Source organism: Caballeronia sp. INML3B (assembly GCF_023631305.1).
GTDB classification, from domain to species: Bacteria; Pseudomonadota; Gammaproteobacteria; order Burkholderiales; family Burkholderiaceae; genus Caballeronia; species Caballeronia turbans.
Window position 1 is genome coordinate 100,403 of record NZ_JALQDI010000015.1, and the last position, 19,057, is coordinate 119,459.

Below are 19,057 nucleotides of genomic sequence, written 5' to 3' on the forward strand. Positions count from 1 at the left end.
CCCTGCAATGACGCGAATCGTTACGCGCGCCTCCTCTCCCGCCGACGCCGAAGCGCTGATGCGCCACGGCCTGCATCCCGTCATTGCGCGCCTCTATGCATCGCGCGGCGTGAGCTCGCCCGACGAAGTCGAAACCGAGTTCAAGCGCCTGCACGCGCCCGCCGGCCTGAAAGGCTGCGACGATGCCGCCGTCGTGCTCGCCGATGCGCTCGCCGCGGGCAAGCGCATGCTCGTCGTCGCCGATTACGACTGCGACGGCGCCACCGCCTGCGCGGTCGCCGTGCGCGGCCTGCGCATGTTCGGCGCGACCATCGACTATCTGGTGCCGAATCGCTTCGAATACGGCTACGGGCTCACGCCGGAAATCGTGGAGCTGGCGGCGCGTTCCAAAGCCGGCCTGCCGGATCTGCTGATTACCGTCGATAACGGTATCGCGAGCGTGGACGGCGTCGCCGCGGCGAATGCCCTCGGCATCGACGTGCTCGTCACCGATCACCACCTGCCCGGCGACGAACTGCCCGCCGCGCGCGCGATCGTCAATCCGAACCAGCCGGGCTGCGAGTTTCCGAGCAAGTGCATCGCGGGCGTGGGCGTGATGTTCTATGTGCTGCTCGCGTTGCGCGCGGAGTTGCGCAAGCGCGGCGCTTACACGGACGCGCCCGAGCCGCGTCTCGACGGCCTGCTCGATCTCGTCGCGCTCGGCACCGTCGCCGATGTCGTCAAGCTCGACTGCAACAACCGGATTCTCGTCGCACAAGGCTTGAAGCGGATTCGCTCGGGCCGCATGCAGCCGGGCGTCGCGGCGCTCTTCCGCGCCGCCGGCCGCGATGCGCGCGCGGCGTCGGGCTTCGATCTCGGCTTCGCGCTCGGCCCGCGCCTGAACGCGGCGGGACGGCTGTCCGACATGTCGCTCGGCATCGAATGCCTGACGACCGACGACATCGGCCGCGCGTGGGAACTCGCGCAGCAACTCGATTCGATGAACCGCGAGCGTCGCGAAATCGAAGCGGGCATGCAGCAGCAGGCGCTCGCCGAGCTGCAGACGATCGATCCCGGCGAGCGTGCGACGCTCACGCTCTACGATGCGAGCTGGCACCAGGGCGTGATCGGCATCGTCGCGGGACGGCTCAAGGAGCGGTTCCATCGGCCGTCCTTCACGTTCGCGCACGCCGACGACAGCGGCACGCTCTGCAAGGGCTCCGGCCGTTCGATTCCCGGCTTTCATCTGCGCGATGCCGTCGATCTCATCAGCAAGCGCGAGCCCGGCCTCATCCACAAGTTCGGCGGCCACGCGATGGCCGCGGGCCTGACGATTTCCACCGCCGACATTCCGCGCTTCACCGAAGCGTTCGAAGCAGTCGGACGCGAATGGCTGACGCCCGAAGCGCTTTCGCGCACGCTCGAAACCGATGGCGAGCTGGAAGACGCGTATTTCACGCCGCAGTTCGTCGACCTGCTCGACGCCGCCGTCTGGGGACAAGGCTTTCCCGCGCCCACGTTTTCCGGCGAGTTCGAAGTCGCGTCGCAGGCACTCGTGAAAGAGAAGCATCTGAAGCTGTCGCTGTTGCGCGGGCGTCAGCGCTTCAACGCGATCTGGTTCAACCACGTCGATCCGCTGCCGCCGCGTGCGACTGTCGCGTACCGGCTCGTCAGCGATTCGTGGAACGGCGTCGCGCGCGTACAGCTGATCGTCGAGCACGCGGGCTGAGAAGGCGCGCCGGGCGCCCGGAAAGCCGGGGAAACCCTGTCGATCGGCTATAATTTCATCTTTTTACGAAGCCGAAGATCGACAATGGAAGCGGAACGTCTCAACGCGATCGAAAGCCTTCTGGCCGACCTGCGCCGCCGCGCGGCCGAGCTACGGGGGTATCTTTGACTACGACGCCAAGTCCGCGCGTCTAGCCGAAGTCAACAAGGAACTCGAAGACCCGAACGTCTGGAACGACTCGAAGAACGCCCAGGCGCTCGGTCGTGAAAAGAAGCTGCTCGACGGCGTGGTCTCGACCATCACCGCGCTCGACAACGACCTGCGCGACGCCAGCGATCTCTTCGACATGGCGCGCGAGGAACAGGACGAGGACACGCTCGTCGCGTGCGAATCCGACGCCGATGCGCTGCGCGTTCGCGTCGAGGACATGGAATTCCGCCGGATGTTCTCGAACCCGGCCGATCCGAACAACTGCTTCATCGACATTCAGGCGGGCGCGGGCGGCACCGAAGCGTGCGACTGGGCGTCCATGCTGCTGCGCCAGTACCTGCGTTACTGCGAGCGCAAGGGCTTCAAGACCGAAGTTCTAGAAGAATCCGAAGGCGATGTCGCCGGCATCAAGAGCGCGACGATCAAGGTCGAAGGTGAATACGCGTACGGCTATCTGCGCACCGAAACGGGCATTCACCGCCTCGTGCGCAAGTCGCCGTTCGATTCGTCGGGCGGCCGGCATACGTCGTTTTCGTCGGTGTTCGTGTATCCGGAGATCGACGATTCGATCGAGATCGAAATCAATCCCGCCGACATCCGCACGGACACGTATCGCGCATCGGGCGCGGGCGGCCAGCACATCAACAAGACCGATTCCGCGGTTCGTCTGACGCACGCGCCCACGGGCATCGTCGTGCAGTGCCAGAACGACCGCTCGCAGCACCGCAACCGCGCGGAAGCCATGCAGATGCTGAAGGCGCGTCTCTACGAGTTCGAGATGCGCAAGCGCCAGGCCGAACAGGACAAGCTCGAATCCAGCAAGACCGACGTGGGCTGGGGCCATCAGATCCGCTCCTACGTGCTCGACCAGAGCCGCGTGAAGGACCTGCGCACCAACGTGGAAATGAGCAACACGCGCGCCGTGCTCGACGGCGACCTCGACGACTTCATCGGCGCGAGCCTGAAACAAGGCGTTTAAGTCTTTCGGCGCGGATATCCATCGGCGATATCCGCGCTTCGCTTCGTTTCGCCGCGCATCCGCGCATTAAAAGCCAAGAATCATCATGACCGAACCGACTCAACCGGGCGCCGCTCCCGAACTGGAAGAGAACCAGATCATCGCCGAGCGACGCGAAAAGCTGCGCGCGCTGCGCGAGCAAGGCGTCGCCTATCCGAACGATTTCCGCCCGACGCATCAGGCCGCGGCACTTCAGAGCGAATACGCCGAAACGGACAAGGACGCGCTCGAAGCGAATCCTCTGCCCGTCGCGATCGCCGGCCGGATGATGCTCAAGCGCGTAATGGGCAAGGCCAGCTTCGCGACGGTTCAGGACGGCAGCGGCCAGATCCAGTTTTTCGTGACGCCCGCCGATGTCGGCGTCGAAACGTACGACGCCTTCAAGAAGTGGGATCTGGGCGACATCATCGCCGCGAAAGGCGTGCTGTTCCGCACGAACAAGGGCGAGCTGTCGGTTCGCTGCACGGAATTGCGTCTTTTGTCGAAGGCGCTGCGTCCGCTGCCGGACAAGTTTCACGGCCTGGCCGATCAGGAAATGCGCTATCGCCAGCGCTATGTCGATCTGATCGTCACGCCGGAGTCACGCAAGACGTTCATGGCGCGCACGAAGGCCGTCACGTCGATCCGCAATTTCATGTCGCAGGCGAACTTCATGGAAGTCGAAACGCCGATGCTGCACCCGATTCCGGGCGGCGCGGCGGCGAAGCCTTTCGTCACGCATCACAACGCGCTCGACATGCAGATGTTCCTGCGCATCGCGCCCGAGCTGTATCTGAAGCGGCTGATCGTCGGCGGCTTCGAGCGCGTGTTCGAGATCAACCGTAATTTCCGGAACGAAGGCGTGTCGCCGCGTCACAATCCGGAATTCACGATGATGGAGTTCTACGCCGCGTACACCGATTACCGCTGGCTAATGGACTTCACCGAGCAACTGATCCGGCAGGCCGCCATCGATGCGCTCGGCACAGCGACCATCACGTATCAGGGCCGCGAGCTCGATCTGAGCAAGCCGTTCCATCGTCTGACGATCAATCAGGCGATTCAGAAATTCGCACCGCAGTACACCGACGGGCAGCTCTCCGACGCCGCGTTCCTGCGCACGGAACTGAAGAAGTTCGGCGTCGATACGACGCAGCCGGCTTTCCTGAACGCGGGTCTCGGTTCGCTGCAACTCGCGCTGTTCGAAGAGACGGCGGAATCGCAATTGTGGGAACCGACATATATCGTCGATTACCCGATCGAAGTGTCGCCGCTCGCGCGCGCGTCGGATTCCGTGCCGGGCATCACCGAGCGCTTCGAATTGTTCATCACGGGGCGCGAAATCGCCAATGGCTTCTCGGAGCTGAACGATCCGGAAGATCAGGCCGCACGCTTTCAGAAGCAGGTCGATCAGAAAGACGCCGGCGACGAGGAAGCGATGTACTTCGACGCCGACTACATTCGCGCGCTCGAGCACGGCATGCCGCCGACGGGCGGCTGCGGCATCGGCGTGGATCGTCTGGTCATGTTGCTGACCGATAGCCCGAGCATCCGCGATGTGATTCTGTTCCCGCATCTGCGTCGCGAAGACTGAGTTTCTGGCTCGATCGAAAAGCGAAAAAAGCGCGCCCCCGCGGCGCGCTTTTTTTTCGGCCCGCAGATTTTGTTGTAACCGCTGGTAAAAGTTTCAAGTCCGGATTGGCGGCGGGGGCCCATGGGTGCGCGCTGCAATGGTTGGCACCGGTCGTGCTTTTATCAAAGCACGATGCACCCGCAATTTGTTACAAGCGGAAAAGCGAAAAATCCCGGGCTCGCCCAGAATTGTGTTGCGGACATGTTGTAACAGCGGACATTGGTAGCAGCATTTCGCCTCGAAACGGAGGTTCAACAATGGATAACGGAACCAACAAACTCAGCACGTCGCCCTCTTCCGGCGGCGCTCAGCCGCCGCAGCGGCGCCTGCATCCGCTCGTCGCGACGGCAGCGGGCGCTGTGATCGTCGCGAGCCTTGCGGCCACTGCCGCGATGACGGGACTGTTCCCGAAGGCATCTAGCAATTCGGCACAGAATCCGCAGACGCAGACGGCGGCGGTTGCGCAGCAGCCGGTGGTCGAATCCGCGGCGCCCAGTGCGGCGCAGCAGCGCACCGCCGCGCAACAACAGGCGGCTCAGCAACAAGCGGCTCAACAACGAGCGGTTGAACAACAAGCAGCCCAGGAGCAGGCGCAACAGGTGCCCGCACAGCCGCAGCCCCTGCAGCCATCGTACGCGCAGCAGCCGCAGCAGCACCCCGCGTATTGCTCCGCCTGCGGAACCGTCGAGGCGATCTCCGCCGTCAAGCAGGAAGGCCACGGAACGGGGATCGGCGCGGTCGGTGGCGCGGTGGCGGGCGGTGTTGTCGGCAATCAGTTCGGGCGCGGCGGCGGCCGCACCGCGATGACGCTGCTCGGCGCGCTCGGCGGCGGCCTGGCGGGTAACTCGGTCGAAAAGCATCTGCGCAGCGAAACCGATTATTCGGTGCGCGTCCGGATGGAAAACGGCAAGACACGCACGTTCACGTACAAGAACCCGCCGCCGTTCGCGCAGGGTCAGCGCGTGCACATTCAGAACGGGACGCTGGTCGCGGGTTGATCGACGCGCATGGAGAAACAAAAAAGGCGGCAATCCGGGAGGGTTGCCGCCTTTTCTTTGCTTGAACGGATTCCGCTCTAATGCTCCCGCTGCGAACTGCGCGCCGGATTCGGCCTGCCGCGCACCGCGAGATATCCCCACCAGATGTAGCCCGAAAAGCCGTACAGCACGAACAGGCAGAACAGCATGACCGGCGGATCGGACGATACGAGGACGAACGCCACCACGATCAGCAGCACGCCCGCGAACGGCACACGATAGCGCACGTCGAGCGCCTTGCCGCTGTAAAACGGCGCGTTCGACACCATCGTCACGCCCGCATAAACGGTCAGCGCGAACGCAACCCACGGCAGCCACACGAGCTTGAGCGGCACGCGGTTATCCGTCGCGAGCCACACGAATCCGGCGATGAGCGCCGCCGCGGCCGGCGACGGCAACCCCTGGAAGTAGCGCTTGTCGACCACGCCGACGTTCGTATTGAAGCGCGCGAGCCGCAACGCCGCACCCGAGCAATACACGAACGCCGCGAGCCAGCCCCAGCGCCCGAGGTCCTTCAATACCCACTCGTACATCACGAGCGCCGGCGCGACGCCGAACGACACCATGTCCGACAGACTGTCGAACTGCTCGCCGAACGCGCTCTGCGTGTGCGTCATGCGCGCGACGCGCCCGTCCATGCCGTCGAGCACCATCGCGACGAAAATGGCGATGGCCGCAATCTCGAAACGGACGTTCATCGCCTGGACCACGGCGAAGAAGCCACAGAACAAGGCCGCCGTGGTGAACGCATTGGGCAGCAAATAAATGCCGCGCTTGCGCAGAAACTGCTGCCGCTTCGCGCGACGCGTCTCCACGGCGCCGACGTCCTGAGCCGCCTTGTTGCGGCGGAACGCGCGCGGAGGCGTCGCGGGCGCGCGGTTACGGCGCGGTTTGAATGCCGCCATCGCGTCCTCCGCGTTATTGCGCGAACTCGGCGAGGATCGTCGACGAAGCCGAAACTTTCTCGCCGATCGACACACGCGGGCGGCTGCCCACCGGCAGATAGACGTCGACGCGCGACCCGAAGCGGATGAAGCCGTAGCGCTGTCCGCGCGTGAGCGGCTCGCCGACGTGCACGTAGCACAGAATGCGTCGCGCGATGAGGCCCGCGATCTGCACCGACGTCACGGTATGCCCGCTCGCCGTCTGCAGCACGACCGCATTGCGCTCGTTTTCGGTGGACGCCTTGTCGACGGCCGCATTCAGATACGCGCCCGGAAAGTACTGAACCTTCGTGATGGCGCCGTCCACCGGCGAGCGCTGCGAGTGCACGTTGAACACGTTCATGAACACGCTGATCTTGAGCGCCTCGCGTCCCACGTACGGATCGTGCGCGGTTTCGACCGCGACGATGCGCCCATCGGCCGGACACAGCACCGCGTTGGGCTGGGTCGGAATCGGGCGGGCCGGATCGCGGAAGAACTGGACGACGAAAATCACGATCAGCCAGAAGAACCAGGCGAAGCCGAAGCCGCCCGTCGCTTGCACGAGGATGGCGACGACAGCCGCGATGGCAATGAACGGCCAGCCTTCGCGGGCAATGATCGGATGAGGATAGTTCATGAACGGGTTCTGTGTTTTAGGAGGGTAGCCCCCCTTCTTCGCAGAAGGAGAGCCCCCTAAGAACCGTACGTGCGAGTTTCCCCGCATACGGCTCCAATCTACGTACAAAGCCCAGCTTTATGACCGGGCCGGCTTAGTTAGCGCAATTTTACCTACATGCACTTGTCGGTGGCAGTCGGGATGCAATAGCACTCGATTGAAGAGGGCGTCGGAACCACCATGCATCCGGTACTCCAGATGATGATCGTGCCAACCGGTCTCTCGTGTCAGAGCACAGCCGCAGTGCGCACACAGCCCGCCTTGCAATAGGTATAGCGAAACCCATTGCTTGCGATGTCGCATTGATGCTTCCATGCGCGCTTGTCGCAGTTGTTCGCCATACTGCTCCCAATCAGGATCAAAAGGATTGAAGTCGCCTTTGATCTTGCGATGCCGCCTGATCGATGTACCGCGAAGCTGGTACAACTCTGTCAAGCCGTTACTGCCATCGTCTCGAACTACAGGAACAGCAAAAATCCAGTGTCGGGCGCCATCTGAATGAAAGTATTTCTTCCTCACCCATTCAGCACCCTTGTTTGGATGTCGCCGTTTTGACCACCACCAAAGTCTCCGGAAGATCAGAGACTCCATGCGGCTATACGCCTGCTTGGCTACGACGGGGCTGTGATACTGCGCCCAACCCCGTAGCATCTGGTTCAGCAATCGGATCAAATCCTCGTGCGTTACCGTCTTGTTGCCACTGATCGTTTCCGACACCTTTCGATAGAACGTCTGCACGTTCTTCTTGCTCGGCTTGATGAGCAGCTTTTCCGAATACTTCCGGAAATTCCACCCAAGGAAATCGAAGCCTTCGTCAATGTGGGTGATCCGCGTTTTTGTCTCGGACAGTTGCAAGCCCCGAACAGCAAGGAATGCTTCCACCCAAGGCCTGACCTCGTTTTCCAGAATCTCTTTCGAGTCGCCGGTGATCACAAAGTCATCCGCGTATCGCACCACATTCACTTTCAGCTTCTTGGCTTTCGCGATTCCCAACGTCGCACCGAGGTGCGCGATCAGTTCACGCTCCAGCCCGTTCAGCGTCACGTTTGCCAGCGTCGGGGAGATGATGCCTCCCTGCGGCGTACCGGCCTCAGTCGCCTGTAGCTGCCCCTTGTGAATCAGGCCAGCCTTCAACCACTTCCGGAGGATCTCCTTGTCCATCGGGACATGGCTTTCCAACCAGTCGTGGTTGATCCAGTCAAAGCAGCCTTTGATATCCGCTTCCAGCACCCATCGGGCCGAGCCCTTCTGGGACATTGCGACGAATATCTGCGACATGGCATCGGCTGTCGAGCGATTGAGTCTGAATCCATAAGAGTTCGGATCACTCGTCGTTTCCGACACCGGCTCCAAGGCCAGCAGATACAGGGCTTGCATCGCCCTGTCCCGCATGGTCGGAATGCCCAGAGGGCGCTCGTTTCCATTGGCCTTGGGGATAAAGACTCTCCGTAATGGCAAAGGCTTATATCCACGCCGCTTCAACCTGCCGATGGCTTCCCACCGGCTCTCAGGCGAATCCCACAGTTCGCGATCGACTCCGGCCGTTCGCGCACCTTGGTTCTGCGTAACACGTCGTACCGCGTACAGCTTTGCGGACAACGTGCGGGTAAGCATCCGTTGCAAGGCTTTCACCCTGCGCCAGTCGCCTTCCCGCGTCGCCTTCGCAATTCGTATCTGCATCCCTCTCACGTTCCGTCCGACGCGACGCCAATCTACGGCGTGCCAGTTGTCAGGCACGTGGGAAAGCGCAGATCCATCCTTTCGGACAGATACTCTCATGCTGCTCTCCTACCTTGGGTTGATCATTCCCGCAGCAGAAGGCGCATCTTCCCCAGCGGGGTAGACACACCCCGCTGGGAAACAACAGTTGAACAAATATGGACGCATGCGCCCATATGTCATCCTGGTACTACGCACGAACGCGAGCGCTCGTGTCTCACCAAGTCACAAGGTCTGTCAGCCATCTTGCGACGGTAGACCAGACGGAAGTCTGCCCGCTTTCGCGTGGGATGATGTCTCAATCCCTATCCGGACCATTACAGCCCGTCATTCGCTTTCTCCGTCATCCTCTACCCGCATCGTCAACAGCGTTCCTTGCGGGCCGCCTGCCAGCCCAACTGCACTGGCAACGATACGGGCTTACCGTGTTCCCGGCCTGCCACATGACTGACGTAGGTTCTGCCTTTCCCCCGGCGGTCCTCAGACGACGTAACCCGAATTTCAAGCGAGTTATCCGACCGCACACCGTTTTGGTTAATGCCTATCAGCAGCTTTGGCATCGTCCTACTTACGAGGTTTATCAGCAGTTCACTTCCGTTAACCGTATCAGCCAGCCTAGCGCCTCAACCCCCTTGCTGCTAGGAGTCTCCGAATACCTGTTTCACAACAGGCAGTCACCCAAACTTCGGGGGCTACATTGTCAGAGAAGCTTCACACCCCACCGTTGCCAGTGACGCATGTCCTCTTAGGCTACTGCTGGTCGTACAGCAGGTTCTCTACCTCATAGGGACTAATCCCGTGAGGTTGAACAATGACAAACCGAGCTTGCGCTCGACCTTCCCTGAAATCACATACGCCAATCCGCTTTGTTAGCGGAGTTGAAGCCGCTAACTGGGCGGAACCTGACGGTAATCAGGTCAATGCAATTACGCGCAAGGGTCCGAAGACTCCTGCGCATCTACAGCTACGATTCCAAGCCAAACGGCGCTCGGTTTCGTTTGCTACACAAGGGGTGGCCCAAGGTGCCACCAATGGGACGGCTTGCGCCGTCCAGTCGATGCGACTCACGTCGCACTAAAAACCGTAGGATAGCAAAAGCCGCCCGGCGCACAGGGCTGCCGGACGGCTTTCGATTCAGCAAAAATCGTGACGCTTAGTTCTTCGACTGGTCGACGAGCTTGTTCTTCGCGATCCACGGCATCATCGCGCGCAGCTTCTCGCCGACTTGCTCGATCTGATGCTCGGACGTCAGGCGGCGGCGCGATTGCAGCGTCGGCGCACCGGCACGGTTCTCGATGATGAAGCTCTTCGCGTATTCGCCGGTCTGGATGTCCTTCAGCACGGCCTTCATCGCCTTCTTCGTCTCTTCCGTGACGATGCGCGGACCCGTCACGTATTCGCCGTATTCGGCGTTGTTCGAGATCGAGTAGTTCATGTTGGCGATGCCGCCTTCATAGATCAGGTCGACGATCAGCTTCAGTTCGTGCAGGCACTCGAAATACGCCATTTCCGGTGCGTAGCCCGCTTCCACCAGCGTTTCGAAGCCGGCCTTGATCAGGTCGACGGTGCCGCCGCACAGAACCGCTTGCTCGCCGAACAGGTCGGTTTCGGTTTCTTCACGGAAGTTCGTCTCGATGATGCCCGCACGGCCGCCGCCGTTGGCCGCCGCGTACGACAGCGCCACGTCACGCGCCGCGCCCGACTTGTCTTGCGCCACCGCGATCAGGTGCGGCACGCCGCCACCCTGGCTGTACGTGTTGCGAACGGTGTGACCCGGCGCCTTCGGCGCGATCATGATGACGTCCAGATCCGCGCGCGGAATCACCTGACCGTAGTGCACGTTGAAGCCGTGGGCGAACGCGAGCGCCGCGCCCTGCTTGGCATTGTCGTGCACTTCCTTCTTGTAGACCTCGGCGATCTGCTCGTCGGGCAGAAGCATCATGACGACATCGGCGCCCTTCACGGCTTCGGCCACTTCCTTCACCTTGAGGCCCGCGTTCTCGGCCTTGCTCCACGATGCGCCGCCCTTACGCAGACCCACCGTCACGTTTACGCCGCTGTCCTTCAGGTTCAGCGCGTGTGCATGGCCTTGCGAGCCATAACCGATGATGGTGACTTGCTTGCCCTTGATGAGGGAGAGGTCGGCGTCCTTGTCGTAGAAAACTTTCATGGTGGTTCCTTGAGTCCTGATGCGTTGAATGGTTGCGCTACGTGTGCTGCAAATGAATGGATGAGGCGCCGTTACACCTTGAGAATCCGCTCGCCCCGGCCGATGCCGGAGCTGCCCGTGCGAACCGTTTCGAGGATCGCAGTGGCGTCGAGCGCCTGAATGAACGCGTCGAGCTTGTCGGACGCGCCGGTCAGTTCCATCGTGTAGGTCTTCTCGGTCACGTCGATGATGCGGCCGCGGAAGATATCCGCCATGCGCTTCATCTCTTCACGTTCCTTTCCGACCGCCCTTACCTTGATGAGCATCAGCTCGCGCTCGATGTGGGCGCCCTCTGTCAGGTCGACCACTTTCACCACCTCGATCAGGCGGTTCAGGTGCTTCGTGATCTGTTCGATCACGTCGTCCGAGCCAATGGAAACGATGGTCAGCCGCGACAGCGAACTGTCTTCGGTCGGCGCCACCGTCAGCGTTTCGATGTTATAGCCGCGCGCCGAAAAGAGCCCGACGACACGCGATAACGCGCCCGGCTCGTTTTCCAGCAGAACGGAGATGATGTGTTTCATTGTCGTGATTCCCGAATGTGTCCAGAAGTGGCGTGTGTTCGAAAAACCCGCGCGCAGCGCATGTCCTTTGTGAAGACAGGCGCGCGCGAGCCTCGCGAGACAAAGCCGCGTTATAGATCCTCAGAGCCGAGCAGCATTTCCGTGATGCCTTTGCCTGCCTGCACCATCGGGAATACGTTTTCGGTCGGATCGGTCTGGAAGTCGAGAAATACGGTGCGATCCTTCAAACGCAGCGCTTCTTTCAGCGCCGGTTCGACGTCCGCGGTTTTTTCGACACGAATGCCGACATGGCCATACGCTTCAGCCAGCTTCACGAAGTCGGGCAGCGCGTCCATGTACGAACTGGAATAGCGCTTCTTGTACTCGATCTGCTGCCACTGGCGCACCATGCCGAGATAGCGGTTGTTCAGCGAGATGATCTTGACGGGCGTGTTGTACTGCTTGCACGTCGAGAGCTCTTGAATGCACATCTGGATGGAGCCTTCGCCGGTGATGCAGACGACTTCGTCGTCCGGAAAGGCCATCTTCACGCCCATCGCCGCCGGCAGGCCGAAGCCCATCGTGCCGAGGCCGCCCGAGTTGATCCAGCGGCGCGGCTTGTTGAACGGATAGAACTGCGCCGCCCACATCTGGTGCTGGCCGACGTCCGAGCACACGAACGCGTTGCCGTCGGTGAGCTCCCAGAGCTTCTCGACGACGTACTGCGGCTTGATAATCTCGCTCTTGCGGTCGTAGGACAGACAGTCCTTCGAGCGCCAGCCTTCGATCTCGTCCCACCATTGCTTGAGCGCCTGCGCGTCCGGGCCGTGCTCGGCGTGCTGAAGCTGCTCGATCAGCTCCTTCAGCACTTCCTTCACGTCGCCGACGATCGGAATATCGACCTTCACGCGCTTGGAAATGGACGACGGATCGATATCGATATGGATGATCTTGCGCGGCGACGACGCGAAGTGCTTCGGATCGCCGATCACGCGGTCGTCGAAGCGCGCGCCGATCGCGATCAGCACGTCGCAGTTCTGCATCGCCATGTTGGCTTCGTACGTGCCGTGCATGCCGAGCATGCCAAGGAATTTCTTGTCGGACGCGCGATAGCCGCCGAGCCCCATCAGCGTATTGGTGACCGGATAGCCGAGCAGATCGGCGAACTGGTTCAGCTCGCGCGAGGCATCCGCGAGAATGATGCCGCCGCCCGTATAGATGTACGGACGCTTCGCCGATAAAAGCAGTTGCACCGCCTTGCGGATCTGGCCCGAATGACCCTTCGTGACCGGGTTGTACGAACGCAGCGACACACTCTTGATCGGCTCGTACTTGCACGGCGCCTTCGACACGTCCTTCGGAATGTCGATCAGCACCGGGCCGGGACGGCCGGTACGCGCGATATAGAACGCCTTCTTGACCGTCGCGGCGAGGTCGCGCACGTCCTTCACGAGGAAGTTGTGCTTCACGCACGGGCGCGTGATGCCGACGGTATCGCACTCCTGGAATGCGTCGAGGCCGATGGCCGCGGTGGGCACCTGGCCGCTGATGACGACGAGCGGAATCGAATCCATGTAGGCCGTGGCGATGCCGGTGACGGCATTGGTGACGCCCGGGCCCGATGTCACGAGGCACACGCCCACATTGCCCGTCGAGCGCGCGTAGGCGTCGGCGGCATGCACGGCGGCCTGTTCGTGACGCACGAGGATGTGCTGAATCTGGTCCTGCTTGTACAGCTCGTCGTAGATGTAGAGTACCGAGCCGCCGGGATAGCCCCAGATGAATTCGACGTTCTCGTCAGCGAGCGCGCGCATGAGCACGGTGCCGCCGATGGAGTCAGCTTCGTGAGGGGGTGTGGTATCCGACGTGGAGAATTCCGCGCTAGGCATGTTCATTCATCACCTTTCGAATTTTCGGCAAAAAATTGATCGGGTGCTCTCTGCCGGGCTTGTGGCTCGGGTTCAAGCGGCGCGTCTAGGTTTGACAGGCGAACTTCATGGGCTCGCCTCAAAGCAGACATTTCACTGATGATGCGAGTCAGAAAATGTAACAGCGCGGCGCGCGGCGGGTCAAGCAAAAAGTTACCGAATTCGCCGATCGCACCGACGGCGCGCCCCCGAGGGTGAAAGCGGCTTGCAAGCACAACCTGTCGAATGAACGGTCAATCGGTCGTGCGAAGGTCGGAAGTGGCAACAAAACCTCTCAATCGCTCCGGATGCGGCGAAACTTTGCTAGGATTCGCAGGTTTTCCCAGAACTCCACGATCCCTTTCGACGCAAGTTCGTTGCGCCGGGTCCCCAACGGATGGCATCAGACAAGGAACTCGCCGACTTCCTGGCGAGCGTCGAAAGACGCGCGTTCAAGCAGACCGTGTACACCGTTCGCGACGACGACGCGGCGCTCGACATCGTGCAAGACGCGATGATCAAGCTGGCGGAGAAGTACGGCGACCGCCCATCGAGCGAGCTTCCGCTTTTATTCCAGCGTATCCTTCAGAACGCGACGCACGATTATTTCCGTCGCCAGAAGGTGCGCAACACCTGGGTCAGCCTCTTCTCGTCCTTCGGCAACGCCGACGACGACGAATTCGACCCACTCGAAACCTTCGAATCCGAGGACAGCGCGGTCGGCAGCGAAAGCAGCGAGAGCCGTCTGGAGCGCGAGCAGGTATTGAATCTGATCGACGCCGAAATCCAGAAACTGCCGGCGCGTCAACGGGAAGCGTTTCTCATGCGTTACTGGGAAGACATGGATGTCGCTGAGACGGCCGCCGCGATGGGGTGCTCCGAGGGCAGCGTGAAGACACATTGCTCACGCGCTACGCACGCTCTCGCACAAGCCCTGAAAGCCAAAGGGATCACGCTATGAGTTCCGCTCTTGAAACGAAGGAAAACGAGTTCGCGCTGAAGGTCGTGCGCGCGCTGGACGAGAACACGTCGAATATTCCGGCTGCCGCCGTCGACCGGCTGCGCGAGGCGCGCCGTGCCGCGATCGCGCGCAAGAAGCCGGAGAAAGTGGCCGTGGCGATGGCCGCGCCCGCGTTCGCGCCGGCTCTAGCAGGCGCGGGCGCCACGCTCACGACGGGCGGCACCGACGACGATCATCGTCCGAAGGGACTGCTCGCACGCCTTGGCGGGCTGGGCCTCGCCTGGCCGCTCGCGGCGCTCGTCATCGGGCTGGCGGGCATCGCGTATTGGGAAGATCAGCAGCGCAAGGCGGAACTCGCCGATATCGACGCGGCCATGATGAGCGACAGCCTGCCGATCGACGCCTATCTGGATCACGGGTTCAACGCGTATCTGACGCGCAATCATTAAGCACTGAGTACAGCGGGGGAATTTTCGGGTGAGTTACAAGCGCGGTCTCGCGATTGTCTTCGGTTGCGCGATTGCGGGCCTGGTTGCCTTCGCCGCGACCTATCCGCGCTTTTATTCCCCCGCCGCCGTCCCGCCTTCATCCGCCGCGGCGCCGAGCGGCGGCTCCGGCACGACGGCCGATTCGAACGCCTCGACGCTGTCCGCGCTGGCGTCCACCGGCCCGCTCTCCTGGAGCCGCCTCACCGAAGCGCAGCATGCGGCGCTCGCACCCTTCGCGTCGCAATGGGATTCGTTCTCCGACGAGCGCAAGCAGAAGTGGCTGAAGATCGCGTCACGATTTCATCGGATGTCGCCCGAGGCTCAGAAGCATCTGCATCAGCGCATGGAGGAATGGGTGCGCCTCACGCCCGACCAGCGCAAGGTCGCGCGCGAGAACTATCAGGTTTCCAAATCGGTGCCGCCGGACAAGCGCGAAAAGGCGTGGGACGCCTATCAGAAGCTCTCCGAAGAGCAGAAGAAGAAACTGGCCGCGAGCGAGCACGTGCGCCGGCCGACGATCGTCTCCGCGCCGCCTACGGGCAAGACCGAAGTGAAGGACATCAATCGCCTCGTCACGGCGCGCGAGCAAGGGCACGCTCCCGGACATGCGGAAGGCGGATCGGGTGCGGCAGCCGCGCCGTCGGCGCCCATCTCCGGCGTGCCGACCCAACCCGCTATTCCGAACGCCGCGAGCATCGTCCCGGCCACACCGATTCCGGTATCGCCGCAACAGGCGCCTTCGATGTACAACGGCTCGTGAGCGCTCAGCCCGCAGTCGTCACCGTCGACCCGATGCGCGCGCCCACGCTGCGCCGCCGCCTCGCGACGATGCTCTACGAAAGCGTGATCCTCTTCGGCGTGGTGTTCCTCGCCGGCTATCTTTTCAGCACGCTCACGCAGCAACGCAACGGCCTCACGCATCACAACTGGCTGATGTCGTGGATCGGCATCGTGCTCGCGGCCTACTTCGTGTATTTCTGGACGCACGGCGGCCAGACCCTGCCGATGAAAACCTGGCGCGTCAAGGTCGTCGATGCGCAGGGCCAGCCCGTCGGACCCGCGCGCGCGTTCGCGCGCTACGTGCTCGCGTGGCTGTGGTTCCTGCCGCCGCTCGCGCTGCATCCGCTCTTCTCCCTCGCCGTACCGCAGACGCTCGCCGTCTTCGCGGCGTGGGTCGCGCTGTGGGCCGCCGCCGTGTGGCTCGATCCGGCGCGCCAGTTCCTCCATGATCGCCTCGCCGGCACGCGCATCGTCGCAGTACAACGTCCTGCCAAGTAATAAGAACTTCTCGTGACTGTCACGGCTCGGTCACAGCTGCATGGCGCAATGCGCATACCGAAACCCGATGCGCGAGCCAATGGCCTTCAACTCGTCAGTTCACCCGGCAATCGACCCGCCCTCCCCCTTCAGCTTCGACAATAGCGAGCGCACCGGTCCCTTCGCACTGCGATCCGAGTCCACCGAATCATCCGAGTCTGCTTCCGCTGGCGCGCCGGGCTTGTCCGACTCGCGCGCCACGGCGTCCGTCCATCACGACGATCTCGCTGATTCGGCCGATAAGCCGCACCGGTATCGCACGATCTGGCTCTCGGACATCCATCTCGGTTCCGGCGGCTGCCAGGCGCACTATCTCCTCGATTTCCTTCGGCACCACGAATCGGAATATCTGTACCTCGTCGGCGACATCATCGACGGATGGCAATTGCGCAAAGGCTGGTTCTGGCCGCAGGCGCACAACGACGTCGTGCAGAAGATCCTGCGCAAGGCGCGCAAGGGCACGCAGGTCGTCTACATCCCCGGCAACCACGATGAAGCCGCGCGGCAGTTCTGCGATCTCGCGTTCGGCGACATCCACGTGCGCGGCGAGGCCTTCCACACGACCCTTGCGGGCAAGCGCCTGTGGATCGTGCACGGCGATCTCTTCGACGGCGTGATCCAGCACGCGAAATGGCTCGCCTATCTCGGCGACACCGCCTACACGGCGATCCTGTTGCTCAACCGCTGGTTCAATCGCGTGCGCACGAGGCTCGGCTTCAATTACTGGTCGCTGTCGCAGTACCTGAAGCATCAGGTGAAGAACGCGGTGAACTTCATTTCCCAGTTCGAACGCGTGATGACCGACGAAGCACGCCGCCGCGGCTGCGACGGCGTCGTATGCGGGCACATCCACAAGGCCGAGATCCGCGACATCGACGGCATTCTCTACTGCAACGACGGCGACTGGGTCGAGAGTCTCTCGGCGCTCGTCGAAACCTATGACGGCGAACTGAAGGTCGTCTACTGGACCGTGATGCGCTCGCCGGAAGCGCGCCTGACGCGCGCACGCGCGACCGTCTAGCCATCGCGCCACGCCATGACAGGCAACACCAACTCTGGGCCGCATCCGATGAAAATCATGATCGTTACCGACGCATGGGAGCCGCAGGTCAATGGCGTCGTGCGCACTCTCACGCAAACGACGAAGGAACTCACCGCGCTCGGTCATCGCGTGGAGTTGCTCACGCCGCTCGAATTCAGAACGATTCCTTGCCCGACCTATCCCGAGATTCGCCTGTCGCTGCTGCCGGGCCGGCGCGTCGCCGAGCGTATCGACGCATTCGCGCCGGACGCGCTGCATATCGCGACGGAAGGCCCGCTCGGGCTCGCTGCGCGCTCGTATGCGCTGCGTCACAAGCTGCCGTTCACGACCGCATATCACACGCGTTTTCCGGAGTATGTGAAAGCGCGCTTCGGCATTCCGCTCGCGATGACGTATCGCTTTCTGCACTGGTTCCATCGCGACTCGCAGGCGGTGATGGCGCCGACGCCCGTCGTCAAGAGCGACCTCGAACGCTTCGGCTTCGATAACGTCGTGCTGTGGACGCGCGGCGTCGATCTCGACATCTTTCGTCCGATGGACTCGAAGGTGCTCGACACCGCGCGGCCGATCTTTTTATATGTCGGGCGCGTCGCGGTCGAGAAGAACGTCGAGGCGTTTCTGAAGCTCGATCTGCCCGGTTCGAAGTGGGTCGCGGGCGAAGGCCCGGCGCTCGCGGAGCTGAAGTCGCGCTACACGAACGTCAACTATCTCGGCGTGCTGTCGCAGCCGGAGCTGGCGAAAGTCTACGCGGCGGCGGACGTATTCGTCTTTCCGAGCCGCACCGATACCTTCGGCCTGGTGCTGCTCGAAGCGATGGCCTGCGGCACGCCGGTCGCGGCGTATCCGGTGACGGGCCCGATCGACGTGCTCGGCGAACACGGCCCGGGCGCGCTTCACGAGGATCTGCGCGAAGCCTGCCTGCAAGCGCTGAAGATCGAGCGCGCCGATGCGCGTGCGTGGGCCGAGCGCTTCTCGTGGCGCGCGGCGTCGGAGCAGTTCGCCTCGCATCTTCGGCAGTTCGAGCCGCGCGCCGCCAGTTCGGACCGGGCGGCCGCATGACGCGACGCGCCGTGGCGCAGGAGAAAGCCGAAGCGAACGCGCGCGCCGGGTCGTACGCGGCGGCCCGCGCGCGCGATCCGTTCGACGACGACATTGAAGAGATCGACGATACGCCGTCTCAGCCGACCGAGCCGCTCGGCCCCGACGACCTTCCCTTCAATCCGTACAAGGGCAACCGCGGCTTCACGCGCGCGTGGCACGCGATGAAGAATTCGCTCTATGGCTTTCGCGTCGCGATCCGCGAGGAAAGCGCGTTTCGGCAGGAACTGACGCTGGCCGCGATCCTGCTGCCATGCAGCCTCTTCGTACCGGTCGCGCCGGTCGAGCGCGCGGCGCTGATCGCGTCGGTGCTGCTGGTGCTCATCGTCGAATTGCTCAACTCGAGCGTCGAGGCGGCGATCGACCGCATTTCGCTCGAACGTCACGAACTGTCGAAGCGGGCCAAGGATTTCGGCAGCGCGGCGGTGATGGTCGCGCTCGGCGTCTGCGTCATCACGTGGGGCCTGATTGTGTGGCCGCTTGCATCCGCGTGGCTCGCGCGTATCTTATAAAAGAGAGGAGCCGCGCGCAAAGCCCGCGCCCGTGCAGCCGAACGACCGGTTTATAATCGTCCGACATTCTCAAAAATAGCAACGGAAGCGGCCGCGCGAACGCTCATCCCGAGC

At 62.4% G+C, this 19,057-nt stretch carries 17 protein-coding genes; 11 read left to right on the plus strand and 6 right to left on the minus strand.

Features of this window, described 5'->3' with window-relative positions:
• Nucleotides 1-7 precede the first annotated feature (7 nt).
• The 4 genes from recJ (at nt 8) to NCS58_RS09600 (ending at nt 5,546) form a co-directional block, all read left to right on the plus strand.
• Nucleotides 8-1,708: a single-stranded-DNA-specific exonuclease RecJ gene (recJ, locus tag NCS58_RS09585; protein WP_250538316.1), complete on the plus strand. Its 1,701-nt coding sequence runs from the start codon at nt 8-10 to the stop codon at nt 1,706-1,708.
• A gap of 84 nt (nt 1,709-1,792) precedes the next feature.
• A protein-coding gene (gene prfB, locus NCS58_RS09590; protein ID WP_250538318.1) for a peptide chain release factor 2 occupies nt 1,793-2,897 on the plus strand; the annotation gives its coding sequence in 2 pieces (ribosomal slippage) (nt 1,793-1,873 and nt 1,875-2,897; 1,104 coding nt in all).
• Nucleotides 2,898-2,982: 85 nt separating this feature from the next.
• Nucleotides 2,983-4,509 (plus strand): lysine--tRNA ligase, encoded by a 1,527-nt coding sequence (gene lysS / locus NCS58_RS09595; RefSeq protein ID WP_061119679.1) that lies wholly within the window; start codon nt 2,983-2,985, stop codon nt 4,507-4,509.
• A gap of 296 nt (nt 4,510-4,805) precedes the next feature.
• Nucleotides 4,806-5,546: a glycine zipper 2TM domain-containing protein gene (locus NCS58_RS09600; RefSeq protein WP_250538320.1), complete on the plus strand. Its 741-nt coding sequence runs from the start codon at nt 4,806-4,808 to the stop codon at nt 5,544-5,546.
• Between the two features lie 77 nt (nt 5,547-5,623).
• On the opposite strand, the gene pssA is transcribed toward NCS58_RS09600, so the two are convergent.
• The 6 genes from pssA to NCS58_RS09630 form a co-directional block, all read right to left on the minus strand.
• On the minus strand, nt 5,624-6,490 hold the full coding sequence (pssA, locus tag NCS58_RS09605; RefSeq protein ID WP_061119681.1) for a CDP-diacylglycerol--serine O-phosphatidyltransferase: 867 nt from the start codon (nt 6,488-6,490) through the stop codon (nt 5,624-5,626).
• A 13-nt stretch (nt 6,491-6,503) separates the two neighbouring features.
• Nucleotides 6,504-7,148, minus strand: a complete 645-nt coding sequence (locus NCS58_RS09610) for a phosphatidylserine decarboxylase (RefSeq protein ID WP_250476828.1) — start codon at nt 7,146-7,148, stop codon at nt 6,504-6,506.
• 117 nt (nt 7,149-7,265) lie between these two features.
• The gene (ltrA, locus tag NCS58_RS09615) at nt 7,266-8,966 is read right to left on the minus strand and encodes a group II intron reverse transcriptase/maturase (RefSeq protein WP_250538321.1); all 1,701 of its coding nucleotides are present in this window, start codon (nt 8,964-8,966) and stop codon (nt 7,266-7,268) included.
• 1,093 nt (nt 8,967-10,059) lie between these two features.
• Entirely contained in the window at nt 10,060-11,076 is a 1,017-nt protein-coding gene (ilvC, locus tag NCS58_RS09620; RefSeq protein WP_061119684.1) for a ketol-acid reductoisomerase, read from the minus strand.
• A gap of 71 nt (nt 11,077-11,147) precedes the next feature.
• On the minus strand, nt 11,148-11,639 hold the full coding sequence (gene ilvN / locus NCS58_RS09625) for an acetolactate synthase small subunit (RefSeq protein WP_008341906.1): 492 nt from the start codon (nt 11,637-11,639) through the stop codon (nt 11,148-11,150).
• A 110-nt stretch (nt 11,640-11,749) separates the two neighbouring features.
• Nucleotides 11,750-13,513, minus strand: a complete 1,764-nt coding sequence (locus NCS58_RS09630) for an acetolactate synthase 3 catalytic subunit (protein ID WP_250538322.1) — start codon at nt 13,511-13,513, stop codon at nt 11,750-11,752.
• Between the two features lie 409 nt (nt 13,514-13,922).
• Between NCS58_RS09630 and NCS58_RS09635 the strand changes: the two genes are divergently transcribed.
• The 7 genes from NCS58_RS09635 (at nt 13,923) to NCS58_RS09665 (ending at nt 18,943) form a co-directional block, all read left to right on the plus strand.
• A complete protein-coding gene (locus NCS58_RS09635) occupies nt 13,923-14,486 on the plus strand; it encodes an RNA polymerase sigma factor (protein ID WP_061119686.1) in 564 nt (187 codons plus the stop codon).
• Nucleotides 14,483-14,935, plus strand: coding sequence for a DUF3619 family protein (locus tag NCS58_RS09640; protein ID WP_250476829.1), 453 nt, complete (start codon nt 14,483-14,485; stop codon nt 14,933-14,935). Before NCS58_RS09635 ends, NCS58_RS09640 begins: the two co-directional genes overlap by 4 nt.
• A 28-nt stretch (nt 14,936-14,963) precedes the next feature.
• Nucleotides 14,964-15,734, plus strand: a complete 771-nt coding sequence (locus NCS58_RS09645) for a DUF3106 domain-containing protein (RefSeq protein ID WP_061119688.1) — start codon at nt 14,964-14,966, stop codon at nt 15,732-15,734.
• Nucleotides 15,731-16,252: an RDD family protein gene (locus tag NCS58_RS09650; RefSeq protein ID WP_409219273.1), complete on the plus strand. Its 522-nt coding sequence runs from the start codon at nt 15,731-15,733 to the stop codon at nt 16,250-16,252. Before NCS58_RS09645 ends, NCS58_RS09650 begins: the two co-directional genes overlap by 4 nt.
• A gap of 79 nt (nt 16,253-16,331) precedes the next feature.
• Nucleotides 16,332-17,312 (plus strand): UDP-2,3-diacylglucosamine diphosphatase, encoded by a 981-nt coding sequence (locus NCS58_RS09655; RefSeq protein WP_250476846.1) that lies wholly within the window; start codon nt 16,332-16,334, stop codon nt 17,310-17,312.
• Nucleotides 17,313-17,360: 48 nt separating this feature from the next.
• A complete protein-coding gene (locus NCS58_RS09660; RefSeq protein ID WP_250538396.1) occupies nt 17,361-18,392 on the plus strand; it encodes a glycosyltransferase family 1 protein in 1,032 nt (343 codons plus the stop codon).
• Complete coding sequence (locus tag NCS58_RS09665) at nt 18,389-18,943, plus strand: diacylglycerol kinase (protein WP_250476830.1); 555 nt, start codon at nt 18,389-18,391, stop codon at nt 18,941-18,943. Before NCS58_RS09660 ends, NCS58_RS09665 begins: the two co-directional genes overlap by 4 nt.
• The last annotated feature ends 114 nt before the right edge of the window (nt 18,944-19,057 follow it).